The following is a 26,978-nucleotide window of genomic DNA, read 5'->3' as shown; positions in this document are numbered from 1 at the left end:
GGTGCGGCTGCTTCGCCGGCTGTGGCCGCGCACGCTGTTCGGCCAACTGCTGCTGATCATGATCAGCGGCACCCTGGTGATCCAGCTGATGTCCAGCAGCATCTGGTTCGACGTTCGCTTCGCCCAGGTGCTGGAAGCGCCGGTGCGATTGATCGCGGCGCGCAGCGCCCCCCTGATCGCCCAGGCCGAGTGCCATGGCGCGGCACGCCAGGTACCGAAGCATTACCAGCTACGTTGCGCCGAAGCGCCGCCCGAGGGTGAGCATGACCAACGGCGAGGCTGGCGGCGCATCGAGCTGTTGCTGCATCAGGCATTGGCCTACGAACTGGGGGGCGATGCGCGGCCGAGGTTGCTCAAGGTCCGGCTCATCGACGAACTGGGCCAGCCCATCGTCTGGCGCAGCCTGTTCGGCTTGCGCACCGCCCAGGCGCATATCGAGTTTGCCGTACCCCTCGCCGATGGCCACTGGTTGGTCATCGATGGCCAGGAGTTGCAGGGCTGGAGTGGCGAGTCGGCGTGGGTGCTGATCAGCGACTACCTGCTGCGGGTCTATGCCCTGCGCATCGCCGCCGTGCTGGTGGTGTGCCTGGTGGCGGTACGTCTGTGCCTGCGCCCGCTGCGCCGCCTGGCCGATGCCGCCCGTGGCCTGGGAGGCAATCTGGAACAGGAGCCGTTGCCGCTGGACGGCCCCGAGGAAGTGCGGCACGCCGCCCAGGCCTTCAACGCCATGCAGCAGCGGCTGATCCGCATGGTCAACGACAAGGCCTACTTCCTCGCCGCCGTGTCCCACGACCTGCGTACACCGCTGACGCGCATGCGCCTGCGCCTGGAACGGCTGGAGGACAGCGAACACAAGGAACGCCTGCGCCAGAACATCGCGCAGATGGACGGCATGATCGGCCAGGTGCTCGACTACTTGCGGGCGGGCGAGCAGCAGAACCTGCAAGCGGTCGACCTCGACCGCCTGGTGGCACGCCAATGCGCGGATTTGGCCAGCGCCGAAGAGCCCTTGCCGATCCATGGTCAGGTGGGCCTGGCCCAGGTAGACGCCCTGCTGCTGCAACGGTGCCTGCAAAACCTGCTGGTCAATGCCCTGCGCTATGCCAGGGAGGTCGCGGTGGAGCTGGAAAGCACGCCAACCGATGGGTACATCCATATCGACGATCGCGGCCCGGGCATCGACCCGGGCTTGCTGGCGACTGTCACCGAGCCTTTCGTGCGCGGCGAGGGCTCACGCAACCAGGCCTCTGGCGGCTATGGGCTGGGGCTGAGCATCGCCCAGCGCATCGTTTCCAGCCATGGCGGCGAACTCACGCTGGTGAATCGGCAAGGAGGCGGGTTGCGGGTCAGCGTGCGATTGCCCAAGGGCAAGATCGCCTGATCATTTGCCGTCACCCTGCAGGATCCTGAGCGCCGCTTCGGCCAGGAAGCCCGAACGGCTCTTGTGCTCCGGGTGGTTCTGTACGTAGCTGTCGATGCGGGTGAGCAGGTACGCCGGCAAGGTGATGTTGAGCTTCTCGGCCTTGCCCAGGTAGCGGGTGATGTCGATATCGATCAATGCCCAGGTGCAACCGGCATAGGCGGGATTGGCCGCATGCACGCCGACCTTGCTGGCCCTGGGGATTTCCTGCTGGTCCTGTGCCAGCAGTTCGAGGTGGCCTTCGATCGCTTCACGCGCCATGGCGATGGCGTCGTCGAGGTCTTCGCCCGCCGAAAAGCAGCCGGGGATATCCGGGACTTCCACGCCCCAGGCGTGCTGGTCGTCACCGGGGAGGATCGCGATGGGGAACAACATGGTGATGGTCTCCTCGTCAGCTGGCGTAGCTGATGCGTGCCTGGCGCAGAATGCTGGCCGCAGTCGCGGGCAGCAGGTCTTTCTTGGGATGCGGGATGGTGACCAGCCCGGCTTTTTCAGGATGCTTGAAATGATGGTGGCTGCCTTTGGAGCGCACCAGATACCAGCCATCCGCCTCGATCACAGCAATCATTTCACGGCTGTTCATTCACCCATTCCTTGGGCCGGCCGATCGGTGGTTAGTATAACCACCGAAAGACAATTATCAACACCATACCCACCATTACGACAAGCGGGCTGCCAGGATGAGAAGTATGGGGAGAGGAACGGAGCAAACACCGGGAGAAGTGATGCGGGATCTTGCAGCAGGGAGAATCGCCAGATTGTTCAGAGCACGGCCAGTGCCTTTGCCTTCAAAACTTGCAGATCCATCACTGGCACCCCGACCTGCTTGGCCATCTCGTCCCACTCGCGCAGGCGCAGGCTGACCCCGAACAACGGGTCGGCCTCGAACGCATCGGCTTCGGCATCGTTCATCACTCCACCCTGGTACGCCAAGGTGCGTCGGCTGGCTTCACTCAAACGGTCGTAGTATCCGGGCTGGCGCAAGGTCAGGTAGCGCTTGGCCTCGACGTGGTACTGCACCAGCCTGGCCAGCCGCTCGCTGAAACCACACCGGCGCAAATATTCGGCACCAATGCGCTCATGGCTGACGACGCCATAACCGCCCATGTCCTCGCCCTCGCACAGGTGGCCGATGTCGTGGAAGAAGGCGGCCAGGATCACTTCGTCGTCGTAGCCTTCGGCCATGGCCAGTTGGGCTGCCTGGGACATGTGCTCGAGCTGGGTGATGGCCTCGCCGATGTAGTCGGCGCTGCCATGACGCTCGTACAGGGCGAAGGTGTCGTCGATGATCCGGGAAGAAGTTGGCATTGCGTGGACTCCTGCGTTGCCTGGGCTGACGCTATCGCGGGGCAGGCCCGCTTCTTGAGTGTAGAAGCCGGCTTGCCCCGCGATGAGGGCCTTACTGCTGGGCGACTTTCTCCGACTTGCCGTCGTAGCGCTTGCGCCACTCAGCGAGAATCTGGTCGCGGTTCTTCGAGGCCCAGGCGAAGTCGTTCTTGATCAGGCGCTGCTCATAGTCGGCCGGCAGTTCGGTCTGCGGCTTGGCGATGCCGGGGGCGGCGAGCACCGCGAAGTTCTCCTTGTACAGCTCCATGGCGGCAGGGCTGGCGGAGAAGTCGGCCAGGCGCTTGGCGGCATCGGCTTTCGGCGAGCCCTTGATCACCGCCGTGGCCTCGATCTCCCAGCCCAGGCCCTCCTTGGGCAGGACAATGTCCAGCGGTGCGCCCTGGCGCTTGAGCTGCACGGCCGGGTACTCGAACGAGATGCCGATCGGGAACTCACCTGCCGCCGCCAGCTTGCATGGCTTGGAGCCGGAATGAACATACTGGCCGATGTTCTGGTGCAGTGCGTCCATGTAGGCCCAGCCCTGAGGCTCGCCGAAGGTTTGCAACCAGGCGCTCACATCGAGGAAGCCCGTACCGGACGAGGCCGGGTTGGGCATGACGATCTTGCCCTTGTACTCAGGCTTGGTCAGGTCCTGCCAGCTCACCGGCTTGCTCAGGCCCTGCTTCTCGGCTTCGACAGTGTTGAAGCAGATCGTCGCGGCCCACACGTCCATGCCCACCCAGGCCGGTGGATTGGCGGCGTCGCGGTAGTTGGGCGAGATCTTGCCCAGGTCCTTCGGCGCATAGGCTTCAAGCATGCCGTTCTGGTCGAGGATGGCCAGGCTGGAGGCCGCCAGGCCCCACACGGCGTCAGCCTGTGGGCGCTCTTTTTCGGCCAGCAGCTTGGCCGTGATGATGCCGGTGGAGTCGCGCACCCATTTGATCTCGATGTCCGGGTTGGCCTTCTCGAAGGCCTGCTTGTAGCTCTTGAGCTGCTCGGCCTCCAGGGCGGTGTAGACGGTCAGCTGGGTCGCGGCCGAAGCCTGCAGGCTGAACACGGCGGATACGGCAGCGGCAAGTGCGAGGGGCTTGAACATGATGCGGTTCCTATTGGTATGGGCAGTCGGTCAATGGCCGGGAGCGCGTTGGCGCCAGGCCTGGGAGCGGCGCAGCAGGCCGCGCGAAGCGCCGGCCAGCAGCAGGGAGGCGGCGGCGCTGGTCAAAAGGATCAGGGTCGACATGGCAGCGGCGCCGCCAACGTTGCCGGCGTCATCCATGTTCAGCACGGCAACGGCGGCGAGGATGGTGTCGGGGCTGTAGAGGAAGATCGCCGCCGACACGGTGGTCATCGCCGAGACGAACAGGTAGCGGATGATGTCCAGCAGCGCGGGCAGGCAGATCGGCACGGTGACCCGCACGAAGTGCTTGTACAGCGGCGCCTTGAGCGACAGCGCGGCGGCTTCGAACTCACCGTCGAGCTGGCGCAGGGCGGTGGTGGCGGTCATCTGCGCGGTGGTCAGGTAGTGGGCGATGGTACACACCACCAGCAGCGCCATGCTGCCGTAGAACACGTGTAACGGGTTGCCGTTGAGGTTGAAGAAGAACACGTAGCCCAGGCCCAGCACCAGGCCGGGCACCGCCATGGGGATGAAGCTGAGCAGGCGCAGCAGCTGATTGAGCAGGCGCTGGCCTTGGGTCTTCTCCATCAGGTAGGCACCGGTGAAGATCACCACGCTGCCGATCAGCGCGGTGCCGATGGCCATGGTCACGCTGTTGCGATAGGCCAGCCAGCCGCCGCCGGCAGTGTCTTCGAACATGTAGTGCTTGAGCGACAGCGACAGGTTGTACGGCCAGAACTTGACCAGCGACGAGTACACCGCCATGCCGATCACCGCCAGCAGCGCCGTGCAGACCAGCAACACGATCGCCAGGTAGCAGCCATCACGCAGCCTCGACGGCTTGGGCTCGAACACCTGGGCGCGGCCGCTCATGGCCTCGCCCTGGCGGCGGCGCAGCCAGGCATCCACGGTAAAACTGAGCAGCGCCGGCACCAGCAGCACCATGCCGATCAGCGCACCACGGCCGAACTGCTGCTGGCCGACCACCGCCTTGTAGGCTTCCAGCGCCAGCACCTGGTAATCACCACCGACCACTACCGGCACGCCGAAGTCGGTGATGGTCAGGGTGAACACCAGGCAGAACGCCGCGAACACCGCCTGACGCGTGGCCGGCCAGGTGATGCTGAAGAATGCCCGGGCAGGCCCCGCGCCCATGCTCGAAGCGGCATCGAACAGCCGTGCGTCGGCCAGTGACAGCGCCGAGAGCAGGATCATCAACGCATGGGGGAAGGTGTAGATGGCCTCGCCAAGCACGATGCCCCAGAAGCCGTAGATGTTGTCGCTGAGCAGCCCGCGCAGCAGGCCCTGGTTACCGAACAGATAGACCAGCGCGATCGCCGGCAGCATCGACGGCGCCAACAACGGCAGCAGCGAAATGCCGCGCCACAGCCCCTTTGCCGGGATCAGCGTGCGTTGCAGGGCATAGGCGAACAGGTAGGCGAACGGCACGACGATGGCGGCAACGGTGAGGGCTACCGACAGGCTGTTGCCGAGCAGCCAGTGGAAGTTCGCGCTGGCAAACAGTTCGCGGGCGGCCAGCAGTCCCCCGCCCTGCCCGGCTTCAGCGCTGAAGCCACGCCAGAAGATCGCCAGCAACGGCAGCAGCACCGCCAGCACCAGCAGGCCCAGCAACAGGCTCTTGCCACCGACGACGAACAGTCGGTCCCCCAGGGCGACGCCGGTGCGTGGCCTGTCGTTGCCGTGAGTGAGCGGCAGGGTCATGGGCGCGGCCATCTCAGGCGAACACCTGCAGGCTCTGCGGCGGCAGGGCCACCCAGATGTCCTGCGAACCCAGGCGCGGCATGGCTTCGGGCGCAAGCTCCGCGAGCAGCGCATGGCCTGGCAGGGCTTCGAGTTCGAAGCTCATGCGGCAGCGATTGCCGAGGAAGGTGACTTCCCGGACCTTGGCCGGGAACAGGTTTTCCTCGTGCACCACCGGGTTGACGGTGATCGCCTCGGGCCGGCAGAACAGTCGGCCGCTGCTGACGGCGCTGGCGTTGTCGGCCAGGCGCATGTGCATACCACCGACCTGGGCGTGGCTATTGCTGCTGCGCTGGAACGGCAGCCAGTTGCCCTGGCCGACGAACTCCGCGACGAAGGGTGTGGCCGGCTGGTCGTAGATTTCCTGGGGCGTGGCGTATTGCTCGACCTGGCCGTTGTTCATCACGGCGATGCGGTCAGCCATCAGCATGGCCTCGTCCTGGTTGTGGGTGACCATCAGCGTGGTGATGCCCAGCTGGCGTTGCAGCTGGCGCAGCTCGGTGCACAGGTGCTCGCGAACACGGGCGTCGAGGGCCGACATGGGTTCGTCGAGCAGCAGCAGCGAGGGCGACGGCGCCAAGGCGCGGGCCAGGGCCACGCGCTGCTGCTGGCCACCGGAGAGCTGGCCGGGATACTTCTTCTCACTGCCGGCCAGGCCCACCAGTTCGAGCATCTCGCTCACCCGCTGGCGCGCGGCCTCGCGGTTGCTGCCGGTCAGGCCATAGGCGATGTTGGCTTCGACGGTGAGGTTGGGGAACAGCGCGTAGGACTGGAACAGGATGCCGTAGTCACGGGCCTGGGGCGGCAGCTCGGAGATATCGCGGTCGCCAATGTACAGCGTGCCGCGGTCCTGGCGCTCCAGGCCGGCGATGCAGCGCAGCAGGGTGGTCTTGCCGCAGCCCGAGGGGCCGAGCAGACACACCAGCTCGCCAGCGGCGATGTCGAGGGACACGTCGTTGAGCGCGGTGAAAGCGCCGAAGCGTTTGTGGATGCCGCGCACTTTCATCTGTGCGCCCGGAGTGACGTGGTTCATGGCAGGTCCTCATCGAAGCGATGGGGGCCATGCTAGGCAGGCTGTGCGAAGGTTCTGTGGCGTTGGGGCAAAAGCCGGTGATAGTGGTATAGGCAGATTTTGTAGTGGCCTTGAGGGCCCTATCGCTGGCAAGCCAGCTCCCACAAAAGCAAGTCGGCGCCAACCCTGTGGGAGCCGGCTTGCCGGCGATGAGGCCGGTGCAACCAGTAGAGAACTGTCAGAATTGCGATCCAACCACCTCCTGCGCCACCCCCAGGAACGCCGCCGGCAACCGCGCCTGGCGCCGCTCCTTCAGGCAGTACAGGTACTCGTGCATCACCGGCGCGTCGTCCAGCGCCAGCACCCGCAGCTCGGGATTATGCGGCACCTCATGGCGAGCAATGATGCTGATCCCGATGTTGCGCAGCACCGCCTCGCGGATCGACTCGCGGCTGCCGATCTCCAGCAGCGCCCCGGCCTTCACCCCGGCGTCCTGCATCATCTGCTCGGTGAGCTTGCGGGTGGTCGAGCCCTTCTCGCGCATCAGCAGGCAATGCCCGGCCACCACCTCGATCGACACTGCCTGGCGTTGCGCCAAGGGATGATTGCGGTGCACCGCCAGTACCAGCGGGTCGCTGCCCAGCACCCGGCGTACCAGGCGTGCGTCTTCGAGCAATTGCGACGAGGCGGCGATATCCACCCGGTAGTCCTCGAGCATTTCCAGCACCTGCTGCGAGTTGCCGATCTCCACCGCCACCTCCACCTGCGGCAGGCGCTCGCGGAAGATCTTCACCAGGTCGAGGATGTAGTACGGCGCCGTGGCGGCGATGCGCAGGCTGCCCTGGGCCTGGCCGCTGTTGCGCAACTCGAACTCGATGTCGGCCTCCTGTTGCAACAGCGCCTTGACCATCGGCAGCAGGCGCACGCCCTCCTCGCTCAACACCAGGCGCCGGCCGCCGCGGTAGAACAGCTCGACGTTGTACTGGCCCTCAAGGTTGCGGATCTGCGTGGTCACCGTGGGCTGACTGAGCCCGAGCTTCTTCGCCGCCAGGGTGATGCTGCCCAGGCGGGCCACCATGTAGAAGGCTTTGAGCTCGGCGCTCAGCATTGGCAGAACCTCTTTTTCACGCCACAGGCGTTATTTGCGCAACAGGCGCAGACCGTTGAACACCACCAGCAGGCTCACGCCCATGTCGGCGAATACCGCCATCCACATGGTGGCCATGCCGGCGAAGGTGATTGCCAGGAAGATTGCCTTGATCCCCAGGGCCAGCACGATGTTCTGGGTGAGGATCGCCGCGCTTTGGCGCGACAGCCTGACGAAGGCCGGGATTTTGCGCAAGTCGTCGTCCATCAGCGCCACATCGGCGGTCTCGATGGCGGTGTCGGTACCGGCGGCGGCCATGGCAAAGCCGATCTCGGCGCGGGCCAGGGCCGGCGCGTCGTTGATGCCATCGCCGACCATGCCGACACGATGCCCCTGGGCGTACAGGTTCTCGATGCTGGCGAGCTTGTCAGCGGGCAGCAGGTTGCCCTCGGCGCGGTCGATCCCCACCTGGGCCGCAATGGCCTGGGCGGTGTGGGGATTGTCGCCGGTCAACATGACCGTCTTGATACCCAGCGCGTGCAGCTCGGCAATCGCCTGGCGGCTGCTGTCCTTGACCGTGTCGGCCACGGCGAACAACGCCAGCGGGCCGGAGCGGTCGAGCAGCAGCACCACGGTCTTGCCCTGGCGCTCCAGCACATCCAGCTGCGCTTCCAGCTCCGGGGAGCACAGGCCGAGTTCCTCCACCAGGCGATGGTTGCCCAGGTGGTAGGTCTGGCCCTCGATATCACCGCGCACACCGCGACCGGCCAGGGCGGCGAACTCGGTGACTTCGCTCAGAACGAGATCCTGGCCCTTGGCGAACAGGGCGATGGCACCCGACACCGGGTGGTCGGAACGGGCAGCCAGGCTCGCGGCCAGGGCCTGGGCGCGGCCTTCGAACAGTGGGTCGAGCACCTTGCTATCGGTCTGCACCGGCTTGCCGTGGGTGATGGTGCCGGTCTTGTCCAGGGCCAGGAAGTCCAGCTTGCGCCCGCCCTCCAGGTACACACCGCCCTTGATCAGGATGCCTTTGCGCGCCGCCGCGGCCAGGCCGCTGACGATGGTCACCGGGGTGGAGATCACCAGCGCGCACGGACAGGCCACCACCAGCAGCACCAGGGCACGGTAGATCCAGTCGAACCAGGCACCGGCCATGAACAGCGGCGGGATGAGCGCCACGGCGAGCGCTACCGCGAACACCACGGGGGTGTAGATGCGCGAGAACTGGTCGACGAAGCGCTGGGTCGGCGCACGGGCGCCCTGGGCTTCTTCGACGGCCTTGATGATGCGGGCCAGGGTCGATTGACCGGCGGCGGCCGTGACGCGGTATTCCATCGCGCCGGCCTGGTTGATGGTGCCGGCGAACAGCTTGTCGCCGACCGCCTTCTCGACCGGCAGGCTTTCCCCGGTGATCGGCGCCTGGTCGACACTGGACTGGCCACCGACCACCTCGCCGTCCAGGCCAATGCGCTCGCCCGGGCGCACCCGCACCCGTGCGCCGATTGCGACCTCGCGCACTTCGACCTCACGCCACTGACCATCGGCCTGTTGCACGGTGGCCATGTCCGGGGCCAGCTGCATCAGCCCGCCGATGGCATTGCGCGCGCGGTCCAGGGAACGGGCTTCGATCAGTTCGGCAACGGTGAACAGCACCATGACCATGGCCGCTTCAGGCCATTGGCCGATCAGCACGGCGCCGGTCACGGCAATACTCATCAGTGCATTGATATTGAGGTTGCGGTTTTTCAGGGCAATCCAGCCCTTCTTGTAGGTACCGAGGCCGCACCCGAGGATGGCCGCCAGGGCCAGCGCGGCGACCACCCACTCCGGTGCCTTGCCGGAGAAGTGCACGATTTCGGCGGCAATTGCCGCAACACCGGACAGCGCCAGCGGCCACCAGCGTGTCTTGCTGGCCTGGGGCGCGCTGGCGGCGCCATCATCCTCGGCGGCCATGGGTTCGGCCTTCATGCCCAGGCTATCGATGGCCCGCTCGATCTCGGCGGTGCCCTCGAGCGTATGGCGCACGCCGAGCACACGATTGATCAGGTTGAATTCCAGTTGCTCGATACCGGCCAGCTTGCCCAGCTTGTCCTGGATCAGGGTCTGCTCGGTAGGGCAGTCCATGGCCTCGATGCGGAAGCGGCTGAGCTGCGCCTGGCCACTGGCCTTTTCGGTCAGCTGCACCAGGGCCGGGGCGGCCTTGCTGGCGCAGCAGCCGTGGGCGTGGGGCGCGTGGCCATGATCGAGGTCATGATCGAGGTCATGGGCGTGATCATGCTTGTGGTCGGGGCTGACAGGCTGGTTCATGGAATCATCCTTAACTGAGCGCTGGCCTCTGTAGAGATCCACAGAGTGGGTTGTTGCCAAGTGAACACCCTGTAGCCACTATAGGGTCAAGCCCTTTGCAGGAGATTTGCCATGAAGATCGGAGAACTGGCCAAGGCCACCGACTGCGCCGTGGAGACCATCCGCTACTACGAGCGCGAACAGCTGCTGCCGGAACCTGCCCGCAGCGACGGTAACTACCGGCTCTACACCCAGGCCCACGTCGAGCGCCTGACCTTCATCCGCAACTGCCGCACCCTGGACATGACCCTGGACGAAATCCGCAGCCTGTTGAACCTGCGCGACAGCCCCGACGGCTCATGCGGCAGCGTCAACGCGCTGATCGACGAGCATATCGAGCATGTGCAGGCGAGGATCGATGGGCTGGTGGCGCTGCAGGCACAGCTGGTGGAACTGCGGCAGCAGTGCAATGCGCAGGGGGCGGAGTGCGCGATCTTGCAGCAGTTGGAGACGAATGGGGCGGTGTCGGTGCCGGAGATCGAGCATTCCCATGTGGGGCGCAGCCACGGGCATTAGAGACTTGGGGCCGCTTTGCGGCCCATCGCCGGCAAGCCGGCTCCCACAGAGTCACGCGTCCCCCTGTGGGAGCCAGCTTGCCAGCGATGGGCTGCGAAGCAGCCCCCCGACTTCCTTGAGTTAGACCGCCATCGGCGCCGTCATCGGCGCATGGTGCTCGTAGCCTTCCAGCCAGAAGTCGCTCGGCTCGATCTTCTCCAGCCACTCCGGCTCGTACTTGCCGGTCTCGGCGAACGCCGGCACGCGGTCGCTGATCACCAGCTTCGGTGCCGCCAGCGGTTCACGCTTCATCTGCTCGCCCAGCATATCCAGGTGGTTCTCGTACACATGGGCATCGCCGATGAAGTAGGTGAACCAGCGCGGGGTGTAGCCGGTCAGGCGGCCGAACAGCGACAGCAGCGCCGCGCCCTCGGTGAGGTTGAACGGCGTGCCCAGGCCCAGGTCGTTGGAGCGGATGTAGAGGGTCAGGGAAATTTCCCGGGTTTCGACATTCGGGTGGAACTGGTACAGCAAGTGGCACGGTGGCAGGGCCATCTCGTCGAGCTGGGCGCAGTTCCAGCCGTGGAACAGGATGCGGCGGCTGCCCGGGTCGTTGGCGATGGTGTCCAGGCACTGGCGCACCTGGTCGATGGCCTTGTAGAGGATGACGAACGCCTGGCCGTCCTCCTCGTCCTGGGCGATACGGCGGAAGCCGGCCTTCTCGGCCATCTCGATGGCGGCCGGGTTGCTCAGCGGTATGCGCTTGTAGCCGGGCCACTGGCGCCATTGCACGCCGTAGATTTCGCCGAGGTCGTCATGCCCCTGGCGGAACGGGTTGGCCAGCCACTGGGCGTTTTCGTTGGCGTTCTGGTCCCAGACCTTGCAGCCCAGCTCGCGGAACTCGCCGGCGTTCTTCACGCCGCGCAGGAAGCCGACCATCTCGCCGATCGCCGACTTGAACGCCAGCTTGCGCGTGGTGATGGCCGGGAAGCCCTTCTGGAGGTCGAAACGCAGCATCGCGCCCGGCAGGCTGATGGTGCGGATACCGGTGCGGTTTTCCTGCAGCGTGCCGTTGTCGATGACGTCACGGACCAGATCTAGATACTGTTTCATGGCTTACCTGTAACAAGAACGGCAGGGGGAGCGCCCCTGCCGTGGAAATCAGACGGTGGCCTTGGCCGACGGTTTGCGGTTGTAGGCCCACCAGATCAGGAAGATGCCGCCGAGAATCATCGGCACGCAGAGCAACTGACCCATGGTCAACCAGCCGAAGGCGATGTAGCCAAGCTGGGCGTCGGGTACGCGCACGAACTCCACGATGAAGCGGAAGATGCCATAGAACAGCGCGAACATGCCGGAAACGGCCATGGTCGGGCGCGGCTTGCGCGAGTACAGCCAAAGGATGACGAATAATGCCACACCTTCGAGGGCGAACTGGTACAGCTGCGACGGGTGACGCGGCAATTGCGCCGGGTCGCTGAACGGCGGGAAGATCATTGCCCACGGCACGTCGGTGGCCTTGCCCCACAGTTCGGCGTTGATGAAGTTGCCGATACGCCCGGCGCCAAGGCCGATCGGCACCAGCGGCGCGACGAAGTCCATCAGCTCGAAGAACGACTTGTTGTTGCGTTTGCCGAACCACAGCGCGGCGAGCATCACACCGATGAAACCTCCATGGAACGACATGCCGCCCTTCCATACCTCGAAGATCAGCGTCGGGTTGGCCAGGTACTGGTGCAGGTCGTAGAACAGCACGTAACCCAGGCGCCCGCCGACGATCACGCCCATCGACAGCCAGAACACCAGGTCGGAGAGCTTCTCGCGGGTCCAGGTGGGGTCGAAGCGGTTCAATCGGCGCGAGGCCAGTAGCCAGGCGCCGCCGATGCCGATCAGGTACATCAGGCCGTACCAGTGGATTTTCAGTGGACCGAGGGCCACGGCCACCGGGTCGATCTGCGGGTAAGGCAGCATTGTCTTTCCTCTAGGTTCAGATAAGGAAGCTGAGTCCGACGCAGAACAGCAGTGCGGCGAACAGACGCTTGAGCACGCGTGGCGACAGCTTGTGGGCCAGACGCGCGCCGTAGCGGGCGAAGAACATGCTGGTGGCAGCGATGCCGACCAGCGCCGGAAGATAGACGTAGCCCAGGCTGTGGGCCGGCAGATGCTCCTCATGCCAACCCAGCCACATGAAGCCCAGGGCACTGGCCAGGGCGATCGGCAGGCCACAGGCCGACGAAGTCGCCACTGCCTGCTGCATGGGCAGGCTACGCCAGGTAAGGAACGGCACGGTCAATGAGCCGCCGCCGATGCCGAAAATGGCCGAGGCCCAACCGATCACCCCACCGGCGGCGGTCAATCCGGGCTTGCCGGGAATGCCGCGGCTGGCCTTTGGCTTGAGGTCCAGGGCCATCTGCGCGGCGATCACCAGGGCGAACACACCGATGATCTTCTGCAGCATCGGGCCCTGTATCAGCGAGGCGGTCTTGGCCCCGACCAGCGCGCCGAGCAGGATGCCCACGGTCATCCAGGCGAAGATCGGCCATTGCACCGCGCCCTTGCGCTGGTGCTCGCGCACGGCATTGATCGAGGTGAAGACGATGGTCGCCAACGAGGTGCCGACCGCCAGGTGGGTCAGCACCGAAGGGTCGAAGCCCTGCAAGGTGAAGCTGAACACCAACACCGGCACGATGATGATGCCGCCACCGACGCCGAACAGCCCGGCCAGCACGCCGGCGCAGGCGCCCAACAGCAGATAGAGAGCGAATTCCATTCGTGGCCCCAGTGGAAAACAATCCGGCATGGTAACGGAACCCACGCCCGGCGCTCTAGTGAACTCTGTGTCAGAAGATGGATAGCGGCCAGCGGCGCGGGTAGAGTGGCCCAATACACAAGGGGACAACCTATGTGCCTGATCGTATTCGCCTGGCGGCCGGGGACAGCCCGGCCACTGATCGTCGCGGCCAACCGCGATGAGTTCTATGCGCGGCCGACCCAGGCCTTGGGGAGCTGGGAGGACGCGACGGGTGTGCACGCCGGGCGTGACCTGGAAGCCGGTGGCACCTGGCTGGGTGTCGGGCCGAACGGGCGTTTTGCGGCGCTGACCAATATCCGTGATCCACGCCAGCCTTTGGGGCCGCGGTCCCGCGGTGAACTGGTGGCAGCCTACCTGCAGGGCGAACTGGGGGTCGAGGCCTATCTGGACCGGGTAGCCAGCCGCAGTGACCAGTATTCAGGGTTCAACCTGCTGGTCGGCGATGACAAGCGCTTGGGCTACCTGCATGCCCGTGAGCCGGCGCCACGCCTGCTTGAATCGGGGGTGTACGGGCTGTCGAATGCCGGCTTGGATACGCCATGGCCGAAGCTGATCAAAGCGCGCAGCGGGCTTGAGAAATTGCTCGAAAACGCCGATCCACAGCAACTATTGACGCTGCTGGGTGATGCACAGCCCGCGCCGGACGGCGAACTACCCGAGACCGGCGTGGGGCTGGCCACCGAGCGGCTGCTATCGAGTGTATTCATCGCCAGCCAGAACTACGGAACGCGGGCGAGCACGGTGCTGATCGTCGATGGCCACGGCCGTCGGCGCATGATCGAGCGCAGTTTCGGGCCGTTTGGGGGGCATCTGGGCGAGGTTAGCCTGGAGATCTGAATTGACCTCATCGCGGGGCAAGCGCCGCGATGAGGTCGGAACTGACGATCAGAGGGTCTTGTTCGGCCCGATCATCCGCGCCAGCCCAAGATTCTTCAGCGCCAGCTGCAACGAGCTGTGGATAACTTGCGGGTTGTCATGACTCATGGCATCGGCCAGCAGCTCCCTGGCCTTGCTCAGGTTGATCTGGCGCAGCATCCACTTCACCTTCGGCAGGTTGGTGGCGTTCATCGACAGACTGTCGAAGCCCATGGCCATGAGCAGGATTGCCGCGGCCGGGTCACCGGCCATCTCGCCGCAGATACTGACCGGCTTGCCTTCCTCGTGGGCCACGCTGACCACGGTCTGCAGGGCTTGCAGCACTGCCGGGTGCAGGTAGTCGTAGAGGTCGGCGACCCGCGGGTTGTTGCGGTCGACGGCCAGCAGGTATTGCGTGAGGTCGTTGGAACCGACCGAGAGGAAGTCAACCTGGCGCGCCAGTTCGCGGGTCTGGTACACCGCGGCGGGGATCTCCACCATCACCCCGACCGGCGGCATCGGCACATCGGTGCCTTCGTCGCGCACTTCGCCCCAGGCGCGGTGGATCAGGTGCTGGGCTTCTTCGAGCTCGTGGATGCCGGAAATCATCGGCAGCAGGATGCGCAGGTTGTTCAACCCTTCGCTGGCCTTGAGCATGGCGCGGGTCTGCACCAGGAAGATTTCCGGGTGGTCGAGGGTGACGCGAATGCCGCGCCAGCCGAGGAACGGGTTCTCTTCCTTGATCGGGAAATACGACAGCGACTTGTCGCCGCCGATGTCGAGGCTGCGCATGGTCACCGGCAGCGGATGAAACGCCTGCAGCTGCTCGCGGTAGATCGCCAGCTGCTCCTTTTCGCTGGGGAAGCGCTGGTTGATCATGAACGGCACTTCGGTACGGTACAGGCCCACACCTTCGGCGCCGCGCTGCTGGGCGCGGGCCACATCGGCGAGCAGGCCGGTGTTGACCCACAGCGGCATGCGGTGGCCGTCCGGGGTGATGCACGGCAGCTCGCGCAGGGCATCGAGCCCCTTGGCCAGCTGGCGCTCTTCCTCGACCACGTCGCTGTACTGCTTGCGCAGCACTTCGCCAGGGTTGGTGAAGACTTCGCCCTTGTAGCCGTCGACGATCATCTCGATGCCGTCGGCCTTCGAGTAAGGCAGGTCGACCACCCCCATGACCGTGGGAATGCCCATGGCCCGGGCCAGGATCGCCACGTGGGAGTTACCCGAGCCGAGTACCGAAACCAGGCCCACCAGCTTGCCCTCCGGCACCTCGCCGAGCATGGCGGGGGTCAGTTCTTCACTGACCAGAATGGTGTTGTCCTGGTAGACCAGCGACTGCGAACGGGCCTCCTGCAGGTACGCCAGCAGGCGCCGACCCAGGTCCTTGACGTCCGATGCCCGCTCGCGCAGGTAGTCGTCATCCATCAGCTCGAAGCGATTGACGTGTTCGCCGACCACCTGGCGCAAGGCGCCCTGGGCCCACTGGCCAGTCTTGATGACTTCGACCACCTCGCCACCGAGGGCGGCGTCCTCGAGCATCATCAGGTACACGTCGAACAACGCACGTTCTTCGGGGCGCAACTGGGTGGCGAGCTTGGCCGACAGCTTGCGCATGTCCTCGCGCACGCCTTCGAGAGCGTTGTTGAACAGCTTGAGTTCGTTGTCGATGTCCTCGACAGTGCGGTCGGGCACCACCTCCAGGTCGGCGGGCGGCAGCATCACCACCGATCGACCGACCGCCGCGCCCGGCGAACCCGGCACCCCGACGAAACGGGCTTCCTGGATGCCCTTGCCCTGACGGCCCAGGCCACGGATCGAACCCGTCGCCTCGGCGTGGGCGATAACCCCGGCGAGCTGCGCGCTCATGGTGACCAGGAAGGCCTCTTCGCCTTCGTCGAACTGGCGGCGTTCCTTCTGCTGGATGACCAGCACGCCGACCACGCGACGATGGTGGATGATCGGTGCGCCGAGGAAAGAGGCGAATTTCTCTTCGCCAGTTTCGGCGAAGTAGCGGTAACGGGGGTGATCGGCGGCGTTCTCGAGGTTAAGCGGCTCCTCGCGGGTGCCGACCAGGCCGACCAGGCCCTCGTTGGGCGCCATGCTGACCTTGCCGATGGAGCGCTTGTTCAGGCCCTCGGTGGCCATCAGCACAAAGCGGTTGGTGTCCGGGTCGAGCAGGTAGACGGAGCAGACCTGGCTGCCCATTGCCTCCTTGACGCGCAAGACAATGATCCCCAACGCCGTCTTGAGATCTTTGGCGGAGTTCACTTCCTGGACGATCTTGCGCAGCGTATTGAGCATGGCTCGGGGTCGGACTCCGTCGTCAGTCGCGCGTCAGCAGGCGCGGGGCTAGCTCTTTCAGGGCGCGGCGGTATACCTCGCGCTTGAATGTCACCACCTGGCCCAGCGGATACCAGTAGCTGACCCAGCGCCAGCCATCGAATTCCGGCTTGCCGGTCAGGTCCATGCGCACCCGTTGCTCATTGCTCACCAGGCGTAGCAGGAACCACTTCTGTTTCTGGCCGATACACAACGGCTGGCTGTGGGTGCGCACCAGGCGCTGGGGTAAACGATAACGCAACCAGCCACGGGTGCAGGCAAGAATTTCCACATCCTGGCGTTCCAGGCCTACTTCTTCGTTCAGCTCGCGGTACAGGGCATCTTCCGGCGTTTCGTCAGGGTTGATACCCCCCTGTGGAAACTGCCAGGCATCCTGGTTGATCCGCCGAGCCCATAGCACCTGCCCGGCATCATTCGTGAGAATGATCCCGACATTGGGGCGAAAACCATCCGGGTCGATCACGGCAGCAACCTCGCAAACGCATGTCGCCGCATTGTTCCACAAAGCCTGAGCGCGCAGCAACGCGCCCGCCACGCTTATGTGCGGCGAGGTGAAGACTGCGTATTGAGCGAGCGTCGCCACACCGGGCGTGGCACTGGTATACAGGGTTTGCATGAAGGCAAGGTGACGCAAGGTTTACCGATGGGAGCGGGCTGGCGGGTGTCATCAGACCGGCTTGGCGCCCATCAGGCCGGCGATGGACAGGAAGCACACACCGCTGAACACCGCCAGCGCCAAGGTGAACTTCAAGCCGACGGCTTCGGCCTTGCGCAGCCGGTTGAGGCGCGCCACCAGCCACCACACGGCAAACGCGCCAAGGGTATAGATGACGCTGGAGGCCAGCACCCAGGTCTGCCCCAGCGGCCAGCCGACCAGATGCACCAGCCACCAGCCGGTGAACGGCATGCTCAGCAGGCACAGCCCCATCAGCAGCCAGACGAACACCAGCGGGCGGCGCAACAACTTGCCATAGGCCTCGGCGTCGCCCTTGCGCCGGGCATGCCAGGTCCAGCCCGCCAGGCCCAGGGCGCCAAGCAGCAACAGGGCCGTGGCGAGGATGTGCAGGGTCTTGAGGGTGGTCAGGTGTTCCATGTGAAAATCATCCTTCAGCAGGCTTTTTCGCTTTCGGCCTCATCGCGGGGCAAGCCTGCTCCCGCGAGGTGAAGCGTGTTCAGCCCAAGAATAGCCGGTAAGCCGGGTTCTCGGTCTCGTCCCAGTATGGATAGCCGATCTTGGCCAGGGCCGCCGGCACCAGGTGACGCTCATCCTCCGGCACCTGCAGGCCCGCGACCACGCGCCCGTCGGCGGCACCGTGGTTGCGGTAGTGGAACATCGAGATGTTCCATCGCCCGCCCAGCTTGTTGAGGAAATTGAACAGGGCACCGGGCCGCTCCGGAAACTCGAAGCGCAGCACCATTTCGTCGCTGGCGCCGGCCGAGTGGCCACCCACCATGTGGCGGATATGCAGCTTGGCCAATTCGTTGTCGGTCAGGTCTGTGACTGGGAAACCTTGCTCCGTCAGCTGTTGTACCAATGCCGCACGCGGGTCGGTTTCCGGGTGAGTCTGCACGCCGACGAAGATGTGCGCCTCGTCAGAAGTGTGCTTGCGGTAGTTGAATTCAGTGATCTGGCGCTTGCCGATAGCCTCGCAGAAGGCCTTGAAGCTGCCCGGGCGCTCGGGGATGGTCACGGCGATGATCGCCTCGCGCTTCTCGCCCAGCTCGGCGCGCTCGGCCACATGCCGCAGGCGGTCGAAGTTGACGTTGGCGCCCGAGTCGATGGCTACCAGGGTCTGTCCGGCCACACCCTTGAGCTCGACGTACCTCTTGATCCCGGCAACACCGAGAGCACCGGCAGGTTCGGTGATCGAGCGGGTATCGTCGTAGATATCCTTGATTGCTGCACAGATCTCATCGGTGCTGACGGTGATCACTTCATCCACATGATGACGGCAGATATCGAAGGTGTGCTGGCCGATCTGCGCCACCGCCACGCCGTCGGCGAACAGCCCGACTTGCGGCAGCACCACGCGCTCACCGGCGGCCATCGCGGCCTGCAGGCAGTTGGAATCGTCTGGCTCGACGCCGATGACCTTGATTTCCGGGCGCAGGTATTTCACGTAGGCAGCGATACCGGCGATCAGACCGCCGCCGCCGACCGGCACGAAGATCGCGTCCAGCTGGCCCGGGTGCTGGCGCAGGATTTCCATGGCCACCGTGCCCTGTCCGGCAATTGTGTGTGGATCATCGTAGGGGTGGATATAGACGAAGCCTTTCTCCTCCACCAGCTTCAGCGAGTAGGCCAGCGCCTCGGGAAAGCTGTCACCATGCAACAGCACCTTGCCGCCCCGCGAGCGCACGCCTTCGATCTTGATCTCCGGGGTGGTCTTGGGCATGACGATGGTCGCCTTGATACCCAGCTCCCGCGCCGCCAGGGCCAGGCCCTGGGCGTGGTTGCCGGCGGAGGCGGTGACCACCCCACGGGCCAGTTCCTCGGCGCTCAGTTGCGCCAGCTTGTTGTAGGCCCCGCGGATCTTGAACGAGAACACCGGCTGCAGGTCCTCGCGCTTGAGCAGCACCGTGTTGCCCAGGCGCTTGCTCAGTTGCCCGGCAGTGTGCAGCGGGGTTTCGACAGCAACGTCGTAGACGCGCGAGGTGAGGATCTTCTTGACGTACTGTTCGAGCATCGGAAAGCATCACTGGGCCGCGGGACAAGGGCTGGGAGTCTACCGCAGCGCCACGTCGGGCGACCACAGCAAAGCCGCGGGAGCCGTTATACTAGGCAACTTTCGATATCCGCCCTGCCCCTCCCGGAGCCCGCATGACCCAGGACCAACTCAAACAGGCCGTCGCCCAGGCCGCCGTCGACCTCATCCTGCCGAAACTGGATGAGAAAAGCGTCGTCGGCGTTGGCACAGGCTCGACCGCCAACTTCTTCATCGACGCCCTGGCCCAGCACAAGACCGCCTTCGACGGCGCCGTCGCCAGCTCCGAAGCCACCGCACAGCGCCTGAAGGGCCATGGCATCCCGGTGTACGAGCTGAACAGCGTCAGCGAGCTGGAGTTCTACGTGGACGGCGCCGACGAGAGCGATGCCCATCTCAACCTGATCAAGGGCGGCGGCGCGGCCCTGACCCGCGAGAAGATCGTCGCGGCAGTGGCCAAGACCTTCATCTGCATCGCCGACGCCAGCAAGCTGGTGCCGGTGCTGGGTGCCTTCCCTCTGCCGGTCGAGGTCATCCCGATGGCCCGCAGCCACGTGGCGCGCCAGCTGGTCAAGCTGGGCGGCGACCCGGTCTATCGCGAAGGCGTGGTAACCGACAACGGCAACGTCATCCTCGACGTGCACAACCTGCAGATCACCAACCCGGTGGAGCTGGAAAGCCAGATCAACGCGATCGTCGGCGTGGTTACCAATGGTCTGTTCGCGGCGCGGCCGGCGGATGTGCTGTTGTTGGGGACCGCTGAAGGCGTGAAGAGCCTGAAGGCCGAGTAATCGCAAGCGAGGGCTGCGCCCTCGAATCGCTGGCAAGCCAGCTCCCACTGTGGGAGCTGGCTTGCCAGCGAATACCGGCGAAGCCGGTGCCATCCTCTACCCATCAAGGCTGCTTGAACACATAGAACAGGTTCGGCTCACTGACCAGATAGATGGTCCCGGCATCGTCCATCGCAATTCCCTCCGCTTGTGGAACGGTCTGCTTCAACCCCTGGAAACCCTTGCGCAATGACAGGGTACTCAGCGGCCGCCCCTTCACATCAAGCTCCAGCACCAGCCTCGACTCGTCGGACAGCGCCAGCAGGTGCCCGCTGCGTTCGTCGAACTGCAGGCTCGACAGATCCCTCACGAACAACCGCCGGTCGCGCTTGCGATCCTGCACCACATGCACAGCGTAGGGTTTGTCGGGATTGCCATGGGGAAAGCCGTGCACCTCGTAGATCATCATCGGGTCCCGTTCCTTGGCCACGAACAGGCGCTTGCCTGCCGAGTCGTAGGCCAGACCCTCGAACCCCTTGTTGCCGTTCAGGCCGATGCCCAGGGACAGCTGCTCGGCATCGCTGGCGTCGAGGAACAGGGTGTCATCGTCCAGGCGCACACGAATCAGCCGCTGCTGGCGCTCATCGGTGATCACGTAGCTGTTGGGCCCGATGTACTCCACCGCCTCGGGGTCGCCGAAGCCGGTCAGCGGGACACGGCGCAGGATACGGCCATCCAGTGACAACTCGATCAGCTCCGACCGAGCATTGGTGACGGTGAACAGGCTCTTGCGGTCGGGGTCGTAGGTCAACGCCGAGATGTCGTCGTCCAGGCCCTCGATAGGCCTGGCCTCGAGCACCACCTGGTAACGATCCAGGCCGATGCTCTGCTCAGCCGGCTGCCACCAGGTCTTGAGGTTGAACCAGCCCCGCTCGAACAAGCGGAACTCGTGCCCGGCAGCCCCCAGCACGAGCAGGCAGACAAACACGAAGAGGGCGAAGATCAGGCGAACGTGGCGGCGCATGCGGGCAGACTCGGCAATAGGAGCGCGTAGCTAACCACTATCAACTGAAGCAAAGCTTAATGCCATCATCAGAAATGGCTGATCGGTCAGTTCTTTTTGAAGCGATAGAACAGATTCGGCTCGCTGACCATGTACAGGTTGCCCTGATCGTCCATTGCCACTCCCTCGGCCCGCGGAATGGTGTCAGCCAGGCCATTGAAGCCGCCCAGCAGGGTCATGAAGCTGACCTGCTCACCCTTTTCGTCAAGCTCGAGCAGCATGTTGGAGTCTGCCGACAATGCCAGCAGATGCCCTGTGCGCGGGTCGATACCCAGCGCGGACAAGTTGCGCAGATCCAGTTCGTCGCTGGCCAGCGGCTGCTTCTGGCCCTTGAGCGGGCTTCGCCCATCGGTGTTCCAGGTGAACATCCTGGGCGGCCGCTCGGCGCCGATGACCAGGCGCTGGCGCATCAGGTCCCAGGCAATGGCCTCGAAGCCCTTGTTGCCTTCATCAGCGTCGCCCAGGTCGTAGGGCTGGTAGTCGGCGCGGTTCAGCGACGTGGTGCCGGCATCCACCTTGACCAGCGTCAGGTCATGGTTGCGCTCATCGACGATGGCGATCTGGCCATCCTCAAGCACCGCCACACCTTCCGGGTTGGACCAGCCCACCAGGGGAATCTTGCGCAACACGTCGCCATCCAGGGTGAGCTCGACCAGGAACGGGTGCTTGCCCATGACTGCGAACAACGACCGGGTGTGCGGGTTGAACGCCAGGTCCGACGCCTCGTCACGCTCCATGCCGGGCAACGGCTTGGCATCGATGTCGACCACGTAGCTGGGCAACCAGATGCTTTCCTGGCGTTCAGCCTGGCTTTCGAAACCTTCCTTTATCCACAGCAGGCCGCGGTCGTCCCAGTGCATGGCAGATATGACGCCATAGCCGATAACCGCTGCTGCTGCCAGGCCGAACGGCCAGCGCCGGTAAAAGGGGCGCTTGGGAGACACGGAAGCGCGGGAGGGAGAGGGCATGCAAGGGTCCTGAGGATAGGCGTAGGTTCGCGCATTATCCGCAAAGGGTGTGAAAAAACGGTAAACGTCTCTGCACTTTTTCCAGGAAAGGCGCGAACCTTCGGCTCAGAGCACCCGGCTCTCGAACCGGCTGACGCCTGGAAGCTCCAGTACCAGCTCGTCGCCAACCTCGAACGGCCCCACACCCGCCGGAGTGCCGGTGAGGATCACATCACCCGCCTGCAACGAGAAGCACGCGGCCATATGCTGGATCATCGGCACGATGGGGTTGAGCATCATCGCGCTGTTGCCGTCCTGGCGCACCTCGCCGTTGATGGTCAGGCGTATACCGATGTCCTTCACATCCTCGAAGGCGCCTGCCGAGACAAAAGGCGGCAGCACGCAAGCACCATCGAAGCTTTTGCACAGCTCCCACGGCAGGCCCTTTTCCTTCAGTTTGCTCTGCAGGTCGCGCAGGGTGAGGTCCAAAGCCGGGGCATAGCCGGAAATGGCGTCGAGCACCTCTTCCTCGGTCGGCTTGGTCGACAACGGCTTGCCCAGCAACACCGCGATTTCCGCCTCGTAGTGCACCGAGCCACGCTCGGTCGGAATCTTGAAGCCACCTTCCAGGGGCACCACGCAACTGCCGGGCTTGATAAACAGCAGCGGCTCGCTGGGGATGGGGTTGTCCAGTTCCTTGGCATGCTCGGCGTAGTTGCGGCCAATGCACACCACCTTGCCCAGCGGGAAGTGGATGCGCGTGCCGTCTACGTACTGGTGCTGGTAACTCATGGCCGACTCCTGTGAACACTGCTTTTTTATTCGGGAGCGAAGATCTTACCCGGATTCATGATGCCGTTCGGGTCGAACACCGCCTTGATCGCCTTCATGCAGGCGATTTCTTCCGGTGAGCGGCTGTAGCCCAGGTAATCGCGTTTGGTCATGCCCACGCCGTGCTCGGCGGAGATCGAGCCGTTGTAACGCTCGACGATCTCGAACACCCACTTGTTGACCTTGGCGCAGGAGGCGAAGAAGTCGTCCTTGCTCATGTGGTCGGGCTTGAGGATGTTCAGGTGCAGGTTGCCGTCGCCGATATGGCCGTACCAGACCACCTCGTAGTCCGGATAGTGCTCGCCGACGATGGCATCGATGTCGCGCAGAAACGCCGGCACTTTCGAGACGGTGACAGAGATGTCGTTCTTGTAGGGCGTCCAGTGGGAGATGGTCTCGGACAGGTACTCGCGCAGCTTCCACAGGTTCTTCAGCTGGGTGTCGCTCTGGCTCATCACCCCGTCCAGCACCCAGCCCTGCTCGACGCAGTGCTCGAAGGTGGCGAGCGCCTCGTTGGCCACCTCCTCGGTGCTGGCTTCGAACTCCAGCAGGGCATAGAACGGGCAGTCGGTTTCAAATGGCGCGGGCACATCGCCCCGGGCGAGGATCTTGGCCAGGCCCTTGTCGGAAAAGAACTCGAATGCGGTGAGGTCGAGCTTGCCCTGGAAAGCGTGCAGCACTGGCATGATCGCGTCGAAGTCAGGCGTGCCCAGCACCATCGCCGTAAGGTTGCGCGGCGCACGGTCGAGGCGCATGGTCGCCTCCACCACGAACCCCAGGGTGCCTTCGGCGCCGATGAACAGTTGGCGCAGGTCGTAGCCGGTGGCGTTCTTGATCAGGTCCTTGTTCAGCTCGAGCAGCTCGCCCTTGCCGGTGACCACCTTCAGCCCAGCCACCCAGTTGCGGGTCATGCCGTAGCGGATCACCTTGATTCCGCCGGCATTGGTGCCGATATTGCCGCCGATCTGGCTGGAGCCGGAGGAGGCGAAGTCCACCGGATAGTAAAGCCCCTGGTCCTCGGCGAACTGCTGAAGCTGGCGGGTCACCACGCCCGGCTGGCACACGACGGTTCGATCGAACTCATTGAAGGCCAGGATCTGGTTCATGTAGTCGAAGGCGACCACCACCTCGCCATGGGCGGCCACGGCAGCGCCCGACAATCCTGTACGCCCGCCCGATGGCACCAACGCGACCTTGTACCGGTTGGCCCAGCGCACGATAGCCTGGACTTGATCGATGGTTTTGGGGAAGACGATCGCGCTTGGCGCAGGCGGATAGTGCTTGGTCCAGTCCTTGCCGTAGGCGTCGAGCGAGGCAGGGTCGGTGAGGACCTTGCCAGGGTCGACCAGGGTCATCAGTTCATCAATTACCACGGACTGGGTCATCGCTGGAACTCTCGACTTATTCATAGTCACCCTGAGCACGCTTCACCTGTCGGGATGGGCTCAGATTGTGTCGCGTATGCTAGCATAGCCCTCCCGCTGTTCGTGCTAAGGCCGACGCCGCGCCGCTTCACCCCCCCTCGCCATTTTTCTCCGGGATACAGGTTTACGCAGATGAGCAAGACTTCTCTCGACAAGAGCAAGATCAGGTTCCTTCTTCTTGAAGGCGTCCACCAGAATGCGGTGGATATCCTCAAGGCTGCCGGGTACAGCAACATCGAGTACCTCACCGGCTCGCTGCCGGATGCAGAGCTGAAGGAAAAGATCGCCGATGCCCACTTCATCGGCATCCGCTCGCGCACCCAGCTGACCGAAGAGGTCTTCGACTGTGCGAAGAAACTGGTCGCGGTCGGCTGTTTCTGCATCGGCACCAACCAGGTCGACCTGAGCGCGGCCCGCAACCGCGGCATTGCGGTGTTCAACGCGCCGTACTCCAACACCCGTTCGGTGGCCGAACTGGTGCTGGCCGAAGCCATCCTGTTGCTGCGCGGCATCCCCGAGAAGAACGCCTCCTGCCACCGCGGTGGCTGGATCAAGAGCGCGGCCAACTCCTTCGAGATCCGCGGCAAGAAACTGGGCATCGTCGGCTACGGCTCGATCGGTACCCAGCTGTCGGTGCTGGCCGAAAGCCTGGGCATGCAGGTCTACTTCTACGACCCGCTGACCAAGCTGCCGCTGGGCAACGCCACCCAGGTCACCAGCCTGAACGAGCTGCTGGGCCTGGCCGACATCGTCTCGCTGCACGTGCCCGAGCTGCCATCCACCCAGTGGATGATCGGCGAGAAGGAAATCCGCGCGATGAAGAAGGGCGCGATCCTGATCAACGCCGCCCGTGGCACCGTGGTCGAGCTGGACCACCTGGCCGCCGCGATCAAGGACAAGCACCTGATCGGCGCCGCCATCGACGTGTTCCCGGTCGAGCCACGCTCCAACGACGAAGAGTTCGAAAGCCCGCTGCGTGGCCTGGACAACGTGATCCTGACCCCGCACATCGGTGGTTCCACCGCCGAAGCCCAGGCCAACATCGGCCTGGAAGTGGCCGAGAAGCTGGTCAAGTACAGCGACAACGGTACCTCGGTGTCGTCGGTCAACTTCCCGGAAGTCGCGCTGCCGGCCCACCCAGGCAAGCACCGCCTGCTGCACATCCACGAAAACATCCCGGGCGTACTCAGCGAGATCAACAAAGTGTTCGCCGAGAACGGTATCAACATCTCCGGTCAGTTCCTGCAGACCGACGAGAAAGTGGGTTACGTGGTCATCGACGTCGATGCCGAGTACTCCGATCTGGCCCAGGAAAAACTGCAGCATGTGAAGGGCACTATTCGCTCGCGCGTACTGTTCTAAGTTTGCCGGCTGCATGAGAAAGGGAGGCCCTGGTGGCCTCCCTTTTTCGTTGCGTGCGTCTACAGAGCAAGCGTCATTTGACGATGACGGTGATCTTCTGTGACTCGACGCTCGGTTTGAACGGCACATGGTACATGTCGCCCAGCACCAGTTGCAGGGTGTGCTTGCCCGGGGTGAGGGTGATGGTCGCCTCGGTCTGCGCCTTGCCGAAGTGCAGCACCTGGGGACCTGCCGGCAGCGGTGCGTTGTTCTCAGGCATCAGGCTGGTGGGCAGCGGCTGGTCGGCCAGAGGAGCCTTGTCCACATCTACCAGCAGATGGTGATGCCCGGTGTGCGGGGTCTGGTCACCCGCAGGCTTGAGGCCCATGCCCTCGATACCGAACTTGACGGTGAAGGTCTTGTCGACCGTGGCCCCGTCGGCGGGGGAAACGATGAAGACCTTGGCGCCCTCCGGTGGCTGCTGGCTCTTCAGCGCATCCGCGGCACTGGCGAACACCGACGCCCCCATCAGCAGACCGGCGACGGCAGCACGCGAAAATAGGCTTTTCATTCACTTCTCCTGTGATTCACTTCAATTGACCGCTATCACTTAAACGAAGCACAGCGGTACTTCACCATAGTCCAACCAGCCAGGCAGAGGTTCAAAAACAGGGGCAGAAATATTTCAGGCCGGCGTAAACATTAACGCGGCTACACGGTCATAGGCTGCGTTCGACCGCGGCAGAAAAGAAAGCCTCGGCGAATGACATTCACCTGCCGAACAAGAAGGGGCACTCATGCGTTTGACCATTGGCATTCTGCTGGCGGTATTGTTCAGCCCACTGGCCCAGGCCGAACTGATCGACGAAATCAACGACCGTGGCGAACTGCGCATTGCCGTGCTGAGCGATTCACCACCTTATGCGTTCAAGGAAAACGAACACCTGACCGGCTTCGAGATCGAGTTGGGCCAGGCCCTGGCCAAGGAGCTGGATGTGCGGGCCGAGTTCGTCGAGACCCCAGCCGAAGAGGTGCTGCCTGGGGTGGAGAGCGGCAAGTTCGACATGGCCTTCAATAAGCAAGGCATCGAACCGAGCGACCAACTCGACACCATTCGGACCCTCGCCAGCCAGAAACTGGTGATTCCGTACTTGAAGGGCAATCCAGCCTTCGAGACGGCTGTGAGCAATGCCCTGCAACGGATCGAGGACGATGGCCGCCTGGCTGACCTGGAAAGCAAATGGCTCAAGGGCACCAAGCAGGCAAGCGCCGGACAGTAACACCGCATCGCGAGGCAAGCCCGCTGTCGCGCAACGCTGCCGT

Annotated in this window: 26 protein-coding genes; 6 read left to right on the top strand and 20 right to left on the bottom strand. The window is 64.2% G+C overall.

What is annotated here, in order from left to right; genetic code table 11:
- Position 1: 1 nt before the first annotated feature.
- Positions 2–1,381: an ATP-binding protein gene (locus ACQ4OD_RS06895; RefSeq protein WP_430944051.1), complete on the top strand. Its 1,380-nt coding sequence runs from the start codon at positions 2–4 to the stop codon at positions 1,379–1,381.
- On the opposite strand, the gene ACQ4OD_RS06890 is transcribed toward ACQ4OD_RS06895, so the two are convergent.
- From ACQ4OD_RS06890 to ACQ4OD_RS06855, 8 genes are all read right to left on the bottom strand, one after another.
- Positions 1,382–1,795: a type II toxin-antitoxin system HicB family antitoxin gene (locus tag ACQ4OD_RS06890; RefSeq protein ID WP_110697254.1), complete on the bottom strand. Its 414-nt coding sequence runs from the start codon at positions 1,793–1,795 to the stop codon at positions 1,382–1,384. It lies immediately after the preceding gene.
- A gap of 16 nt (positions 1,796–1,811) precedes the next feature.
- Positions 1,812–2,003 (bottom strand): type II toxin-antitoxin system HicA family toxin, encoded by a 192-nt coding sequence (locus ACQ4OD_RS06885; RefSeq protein WP_102681827.1) that lies wholly within the window; start codon positions 2,001–2,003, stop codon positions 1,812–1,814.
- A gap of 179 nt (positions 2,004–2,182) precedes the next feature.
- A complete protein-coding gene (locus tag ACQ4OD_RS06880; RefSeq protein WP_102681828.1) occupies positions 2,183–2,728 on the bottom strand; it encodes a phosphonate degradation HD-domain oxygenase in 546 nt (181 codons plus the stop codon).
- A 91-nt stretch (positions 2,729–2,819) separates the two neighbouring features.
- On the bottom strand, positions 2,820–3,842 hold the full coding sequence (locus ACQ4OD_RS06875; RefSeq protein ID WP_110697252.1) for a putative 2-aminoethylphosphonate ABC transporter substrate-binding protein: 1,023 nt from the start codon (positions 3,840–3,842) through the stop codon (positions 2,820–2,822).
- A 30-nt stretch (positions 3,843–3,872) separates the two neighbouring features.
- Positions 3,873–5,597 carry a putative 2-aminoethylphosphonate ABC transporter permease subunit gene (locus ACQ4OD_RS06870; RefSeq protein ID WP_430944050.1) on the bottom strand — a complete coding sequence of 575 codons (1,725 nt, stop codon included), beginning with the start codon at positions 5,595–5,597 and terminating at the stop codon, positions 3,873–3,875.
- Position 5,598: 1 nt separating this feature from the next.
- The gene (locus tag ACQ4OD_RS06865) at positions 5,599–6,657 is read right to left on the bottom strand and encodes a putative 2-aminoethylphosphonate ABC transporter ATP-binding protein (protein ID WP_430944049.1); all 1,059 of its coding nucleotides are present in this window, start codon (positions 6,655–6,657) and stop codon (positions 5,599–5,601) included.
- 217 nt (positions 6,658–6,874) lie between these two features.
- Positions 6,875–7,744: a LysR family transcriptional regulator gene (locus ACQ4OD_RS06860; protein ID WP_139674305.1), complete on the bottom strand. Its 870-nt coding sequence runs from the start codon at positions 7,742–7,744 to the stop codon at positions 6,875–6,877.
- 30 nt (positions 7,745–7,774) lie between these two features.
- A complete protein-coding gene (locus ACQ4OD_RS06855; protein ID WP_430944048.1) occupies positions 7,775–10,030 on the bottom strand; it encodes a heavy metal translocating P-type ATPase in 2,256 nt (751 codons plus the stop codon).
- A gap of 111 nt (positions 10,031–10,141) precedes the next feature.
- Between ACQ4OD_RS06855 and cadR the strand changes: the two genes are divergently transcribed.
- Positions 10,142–10,585, top strand: coding sequence for a cadmium resistance transcriptional regulator CadR (gene cadR, locus ACQ4OD_RS06850; RefSeq protein WP_023630699.1), 444 nt, complete (start codon positions 10,142–10,144; stop codon positions 10,583–10,585).
- A 120-nt stretch (positions 10,586–10,705) separates the two neighbouring features.
- Here the strand turns inward: cadR and ACQ4OD_RS06845 are convergent, their stop codons facing one another.
- Genes ACQ4OD_RS06845 through ACQ4OD_RS06835 form a run of 3 tightly spaced genes read right to left on the bottom strand, consistent with a single transcriptional unit; the run spans position 10,706 to position 13,334 of the window.
- A complete protein-coding gene (locus ACQ4OD_RS06845) occupies positions 10,706–11,677 on the bottom strand; it encodes a thymidylate synthase (protein ID WP_046853772.1) in 972 nt (323 codons plus the stop codon).
- Positions 11,678–11,725: 48 nt separating this feature from the next.
- Positions 11,726–12,535 (bottom strand): prolipoprotein diacylglyceryl transferase, encoded by an 810-nt coding sequence (gene lgt / locus ACQ4OD_RS06840; RefSeq protein WP_110697244.1) that lies wholly within the window; start codon positions 12,533–12,535, stop codon positions 11,726–11,728.
- Between the two features lie 16 nt (positions 12,536–12,551).
- Positions 12,552–13,334: a sulfite exporter TauE/SafE family protein gene (locus ACQ4OD_RS06835; RefSeq protein ID WP_028688501.1), complete on the bottom strand. Its 783-nt coding sequence runs from the start codon at positions 13,332–13,334 to the stop codon at positions 12,552–12,554.
- A gap of 132 nt (positions 13,335–13,466) precedes the next feature.
- On the opposite strand from ACQ4OD_RS06835, the gene ACQ4OD_RS06830 reads away from it, so the two are divergent.
- Complete coding sequence (locus ACQ4OD_RS06830; protein WP_430944047.1) at positions 13,467–14,213, top strand: NRDE family protein; 747 nt, start codon at positions 13,467–13,469, stop codon at positions 14,211–14,213.
- Positions 14,214–14,261: 48 nt separating this feature from the next.
- On the opposite strand, the gene ptsP is transcribed toward ACQ4OD_RS06830, so the two are convergent.
- From ptsP to ilvA, 4 genes are all read right to left on the bottom strand, one after another.
- Positions 14,262–16,535, bottom strand: coding sequence for a phosphoenolpyruvate--protein phosphotransferase (ptsP, locus tag ACQ4OD_RS06825; RefSeq protein ID WP_046853769.1), 2,274 nt, complete (start codon positions 16,533–16,535; stop codon positions 14,262–14,264).
- A 22-nt stretch (positions 16,536–16,557) separates the two neighbouring features.
- Positions 16,558–17,037 carry an RNA pyrophosphohydrolase gene (locus ACQ4OD_RS06820; protein ID WP_028688498.1) on the bottom strand — a complete coding sequence of 160 codons (480 nt, stop codon included), beginning with the start codon at positions 17,035–17,037 and terminating at the stop codon, positions 16,558–16,560.
- Positions 17,038–17,241: 204 nt separating this feature from the next.
- Positions 17,242–17,667, bottom strand: coding sequence for a DUF2269 family protein (locus tag ACQ4OD_RS06815; RefSeq protein WP_102684730.1), 426 nt, complete (start codon positions 17,665–17,667; stop codon positions 17,242–17,244).
- Between the two features lie 79 nt (positions 17,668–17,746).
- Complete coding sequence (gene ilvA, locus ACQ4OD_RS06810; protein ID WP_430944046.1) at positions 17,747–19,261, bottom strand: threonine ammonia-lyase, biosynthetic; 1,515 nt, start codon at positions 19,259–19,261, stop codon at positions 17,747–17,749.
- Between the two features lie 134 nt (positions 19,262–19,395).
- Here ilvA and rpiA point away from each other — a divergent pair, with 134 nt between their 5' ends.
- Positions 19,396–20,070 (top strand): ribose-5-phosphate isomerase RpiA, encoded by a 675-nt coding sequence (gene rpiA, locus ACQ4OD_RS06805; RefSeq protein WP_038707000.1) that lies wholly within the window; start codon positions 19,396–19,398, stop codon positions 20,068–20,070.
- Positions 20,071–20,173: 103 nt separating this feature from the next.
- On the opposite strand, the gene ACQ4OD_RS06800 is transcribed toward rpiA, so the two are convergent.
- The 4 genes from ACQ4OD_RS06800 to ACQ4OD_RS06785 all read right to left on the bottom strand — a co-directional run bounded on the left by ACQ4OD_RS06800 (position 20,174) and on the right by ACQ4OD_RS06785 (position 24,275).
- Positions 20,174–21,073: an SdiA-regulated domain-containing protein gene (locus ACQ4OD_RS06800; RefSeq protein ID WP_430944045.1), complete on the bottom strand. Its 900-nt coding sequence runs from the start codon at positions 21,071–21,073 to the stop codon at positions 20,174–20,176.
- Between the two features lie 86 nt (positions 21,074–21,159).
- Positions 21,160–22,080, bottom strand: a complete 921-nt coding sequence (locus ACQ4OD_RS06795) for an SdiA-regulated domain-containing protein (RefSeq protein ID WP_139674325.1) — start codon at positions 22,078–22,080, stop codon at positions 21,160–21,162.
- Between the two features lie 105 nt (positions 22,081–22,185).
- On the bottom strand, positions 22,186–22,851 hold the full coding sequence (locus tag ACQ4OD_RS06790) for a fumarylacetoacetate hydrolase family protein (protein WP_046853765.1): 666 nt from the start codon (positions 22,849–22,851) through the stop codon (positions 22,186–22,188).
- Between the two features lie 26 nt (positions 22,852–22,877).
- Positions 22,878–24,275 (bottom strand): FAD-binding oxidoreductase, encoded by a 1,398-nt coding sequence (locus tag ACQ4OD_RS06785; protein WP_430944044.1) that lies wholly within the window; start codon positions 24,273–24,275, stop codon positions 22,878–22,880.
- Positions 24,276–24,446: 171 nt separating this feature from the next.
- Between ACQ4OD_RS06785 and serA the strand changes: the two genes are divergently transcribed.
- Positions 24,447–25,676, top strand: a complete 1,230-nt coding sequence (gene serA / locus ACQ4OD_RS06780; protein WP_110697229.1) for a phosphoglycerate dehydrogenase — start codon at positions 24,447–24,449, stop codon at positions 25,674–25,676.
- 73 nt (positions 25,677–25,749) lie between these two features.
- Here the strand turns inward: serA and ACQ4OD_RS06775 are convergent, their stop codons facing one another.
- Positions 25,750–26,226 (bottom strand): DUF4399 domain-containing protein, encoded by a 477-nt coding sequence (locus tag ACQ4OD_RS06775; protein WP_277502287.1) that lies wholly within the window; start codon positions 26,224–26,226, stop codon positions 25,750–25,752.
- 226 nt (positions 26,227–26,452) lie between these two features.
- Between ACQ4OD_RS06775 and ACQ4OD_RS06770 the strand changes: the two genes are divergently transcribed.
- A complete protein-coding gene (locus tag ACQ4OD_RS06770; RefSeq protein ID WP_139674334.1) occupies positions 26,453–26,935 on the top strand; it encodes a transporter substrate-binding domain-containing protein in 483 nt (160 codons plus the stop codon).
- Positions 26,936–26,978 lie beyond the last annotated feature (43 nt).

The sequence above is a fragment of the Pseudomonas sp. WC1 genome, from assembly GCF_050586565.1.
Classification (GTDB): Bacteria; Pseudomonadota; Gammaproteobacteria; order Pseudomonadales; family Pseudomonadaceae; genus Aquipseudomonas.
Note: the sequence above shows the minus strand (reverse complement) of the source record. Positions and strands in the feature narration are given on the sequence as shown.

Coding starts and splice junctions, on each gene's coding strand:
- ACQ4OD_RS06880 (WP_102681828.1), bottom strand. CDS start 2,728: ATGCCAACTTCTTCCCGGATCATCGACGACACCTTCGCCCTGTACGAG.
- ACQ4OD_RS06795 (WP_139674325.1), bottom strand. CDS start 22,080: ATGCCCTCTCCCTCCCGCGCTTCCGTGTCTCCCAAGCGCCCCTTTTAC.
- ACQ4OD_RS06865 (WP_430944049.1), bottom strand. CDS start 6,657: ATGAACCACGTCACTCCGGGCGCACAGATGAAAGTGCGCGGCATCCAC.
- lgt (WP_110697244.1), bottom strand. CDS start 12,535: ATGCTGCCTTACCCGCAGATCGACCCGGTGGCCGTGGCCCTCGGTCCA.
- ACQ4OD_RS06785 (WP_430944044.1), bottom strand. CDS start 24,275: ATGACCCAGTCCGTGGTAATTGATGAACTGATGACCCTGGTCGACCCT.
- ptsP (WP_046853769.1), bottom strand. CDS start 16,535: ATGCTCAATACGCTGCGCAAGATCGTCCAGGAAGTGAACTCCGCCAAA.
- ACQ4OD_RS06870 (WP_430944050.1), bottom strand. CDS start 5,597: ATGGCCGCGCCCATGACCCTGCCGCTCACTCACGGCAACGACAGGCCA.
- serA (WP_110697229.1), top strand. CDS start 24,447: ATGAGCAAGACTTCTCTCGACAAGAGCAAGATCAGGTTCCTTCTTCTT.
- cadR (WP_023630699.1), top strand. CDS start 10,142: ATGAAGATCGGAGAACTGGCCAAGGCCACCGACTGCGCCGTGGAGACC.
- ACQ4OD_RS06775 (WP_277502287.1), bottom strand. CDS start 26,226: ATGAAAAGCCTATTTTCGCGTGCTGCCGTCGCCGGTCTGCTGATGGGG.
- ACQ4OD_RS06770 (WP_139674334.1), top strand. CDS start 26,453: ATGCGTTTGACCATTGGCATTCTGCTGGCGGTATTGTTCAGCCCACTG.
- ACQ4OD_RS06875 (WP_110697252.1), bottom strand. CDS start 3,842: ATGTTCAAGCCCCTCGCACTTGCCGCTGCCGTATCCGCCGTGTTCAGC.
- ACQ4OD_RS06845 (WP_046853772.1), bottom strand. CDS start 11,677: ATGAAACAGTATCTAGATCTGGTCCGTGACGTCATCGACAACGGCACG.
- ACQ4OD_RS06835 (WP_028688501.1), bottom strand. CDS start 13,334: ATGGAATTCGCTCTCTATCTGCTGTTGGGCGCCTGCGCCGGCGTGCTG.
- rpiA (WP_038707000.1), top strand. CDS start 19,396: ATGACCCAGGACCAACTCAAACAGGCCGTCGCCCAGGCCGCCGTCGAC.
- ACQ4OD_RS06790 (WP_046853765.1), bottom strand. CDS start 22,851: ATGAGTTACCAGCACCAGTACGTAGACGGCACGCGCATCCACTTCCCG.
- ACQ4OD_RS06860 (WP_139674305.1), bottom strand. CDS start 7,744: ATGCTGAGCGCCGAGCTCAAAGCCTTCTACATGGTGGCCCGCCTGGGC.
- ACQ4OD_RS06890 (WP_110697254.1), bottom strand. CDS start 1,795: ATGTTGTTCCCCATCGCGATCCTCCCCGGTGACGACCAGCACGCCTGG.
- ACQ4OD_RS06830 (WP_430944047.1), top strand. CDS start 13,467: ATGTGCCTGATCGTATTCGCCTGGCGGCCGGGGACAGCCCGGCCACTG.
- ACQ4OD_RS06855 (WP_430944048.1), bottom strand. CDS start 10,030: ATGAACCAGCCTGTCAGCCCCGACCACAAGCATGATCACGCCCATGAC.
- ACQ4OD_RS06815 (WP_102684730.1), bottom strand. CDS start 17,667: ATGGAACACCTGACCACCCTCAAGACCCTGCACATCCTCGCCACGGCC.
- ACQ4OD_RS06885 (WP_102681827.1), bottom strand. CDS start 2,003: ATGAACAGCCGTGAAATGATTGCTGTGATCGAGGCGGATGGCTGGTAT.
- ilvA (WP_430944046.1), bottom strand. CDS start 19,261: ATGCTCGAACAGTACGTCAAGAAGATCCTCACCTCGCGCGTCTACGAC.
- ACQ4OD_RS06800 (WP_430944045.1), bottom strand. CDS start 21,073: ATGCGCCGCCACGTTCGCCTGATCTTCGCCCTCTTCGTGTTTGTCTGC.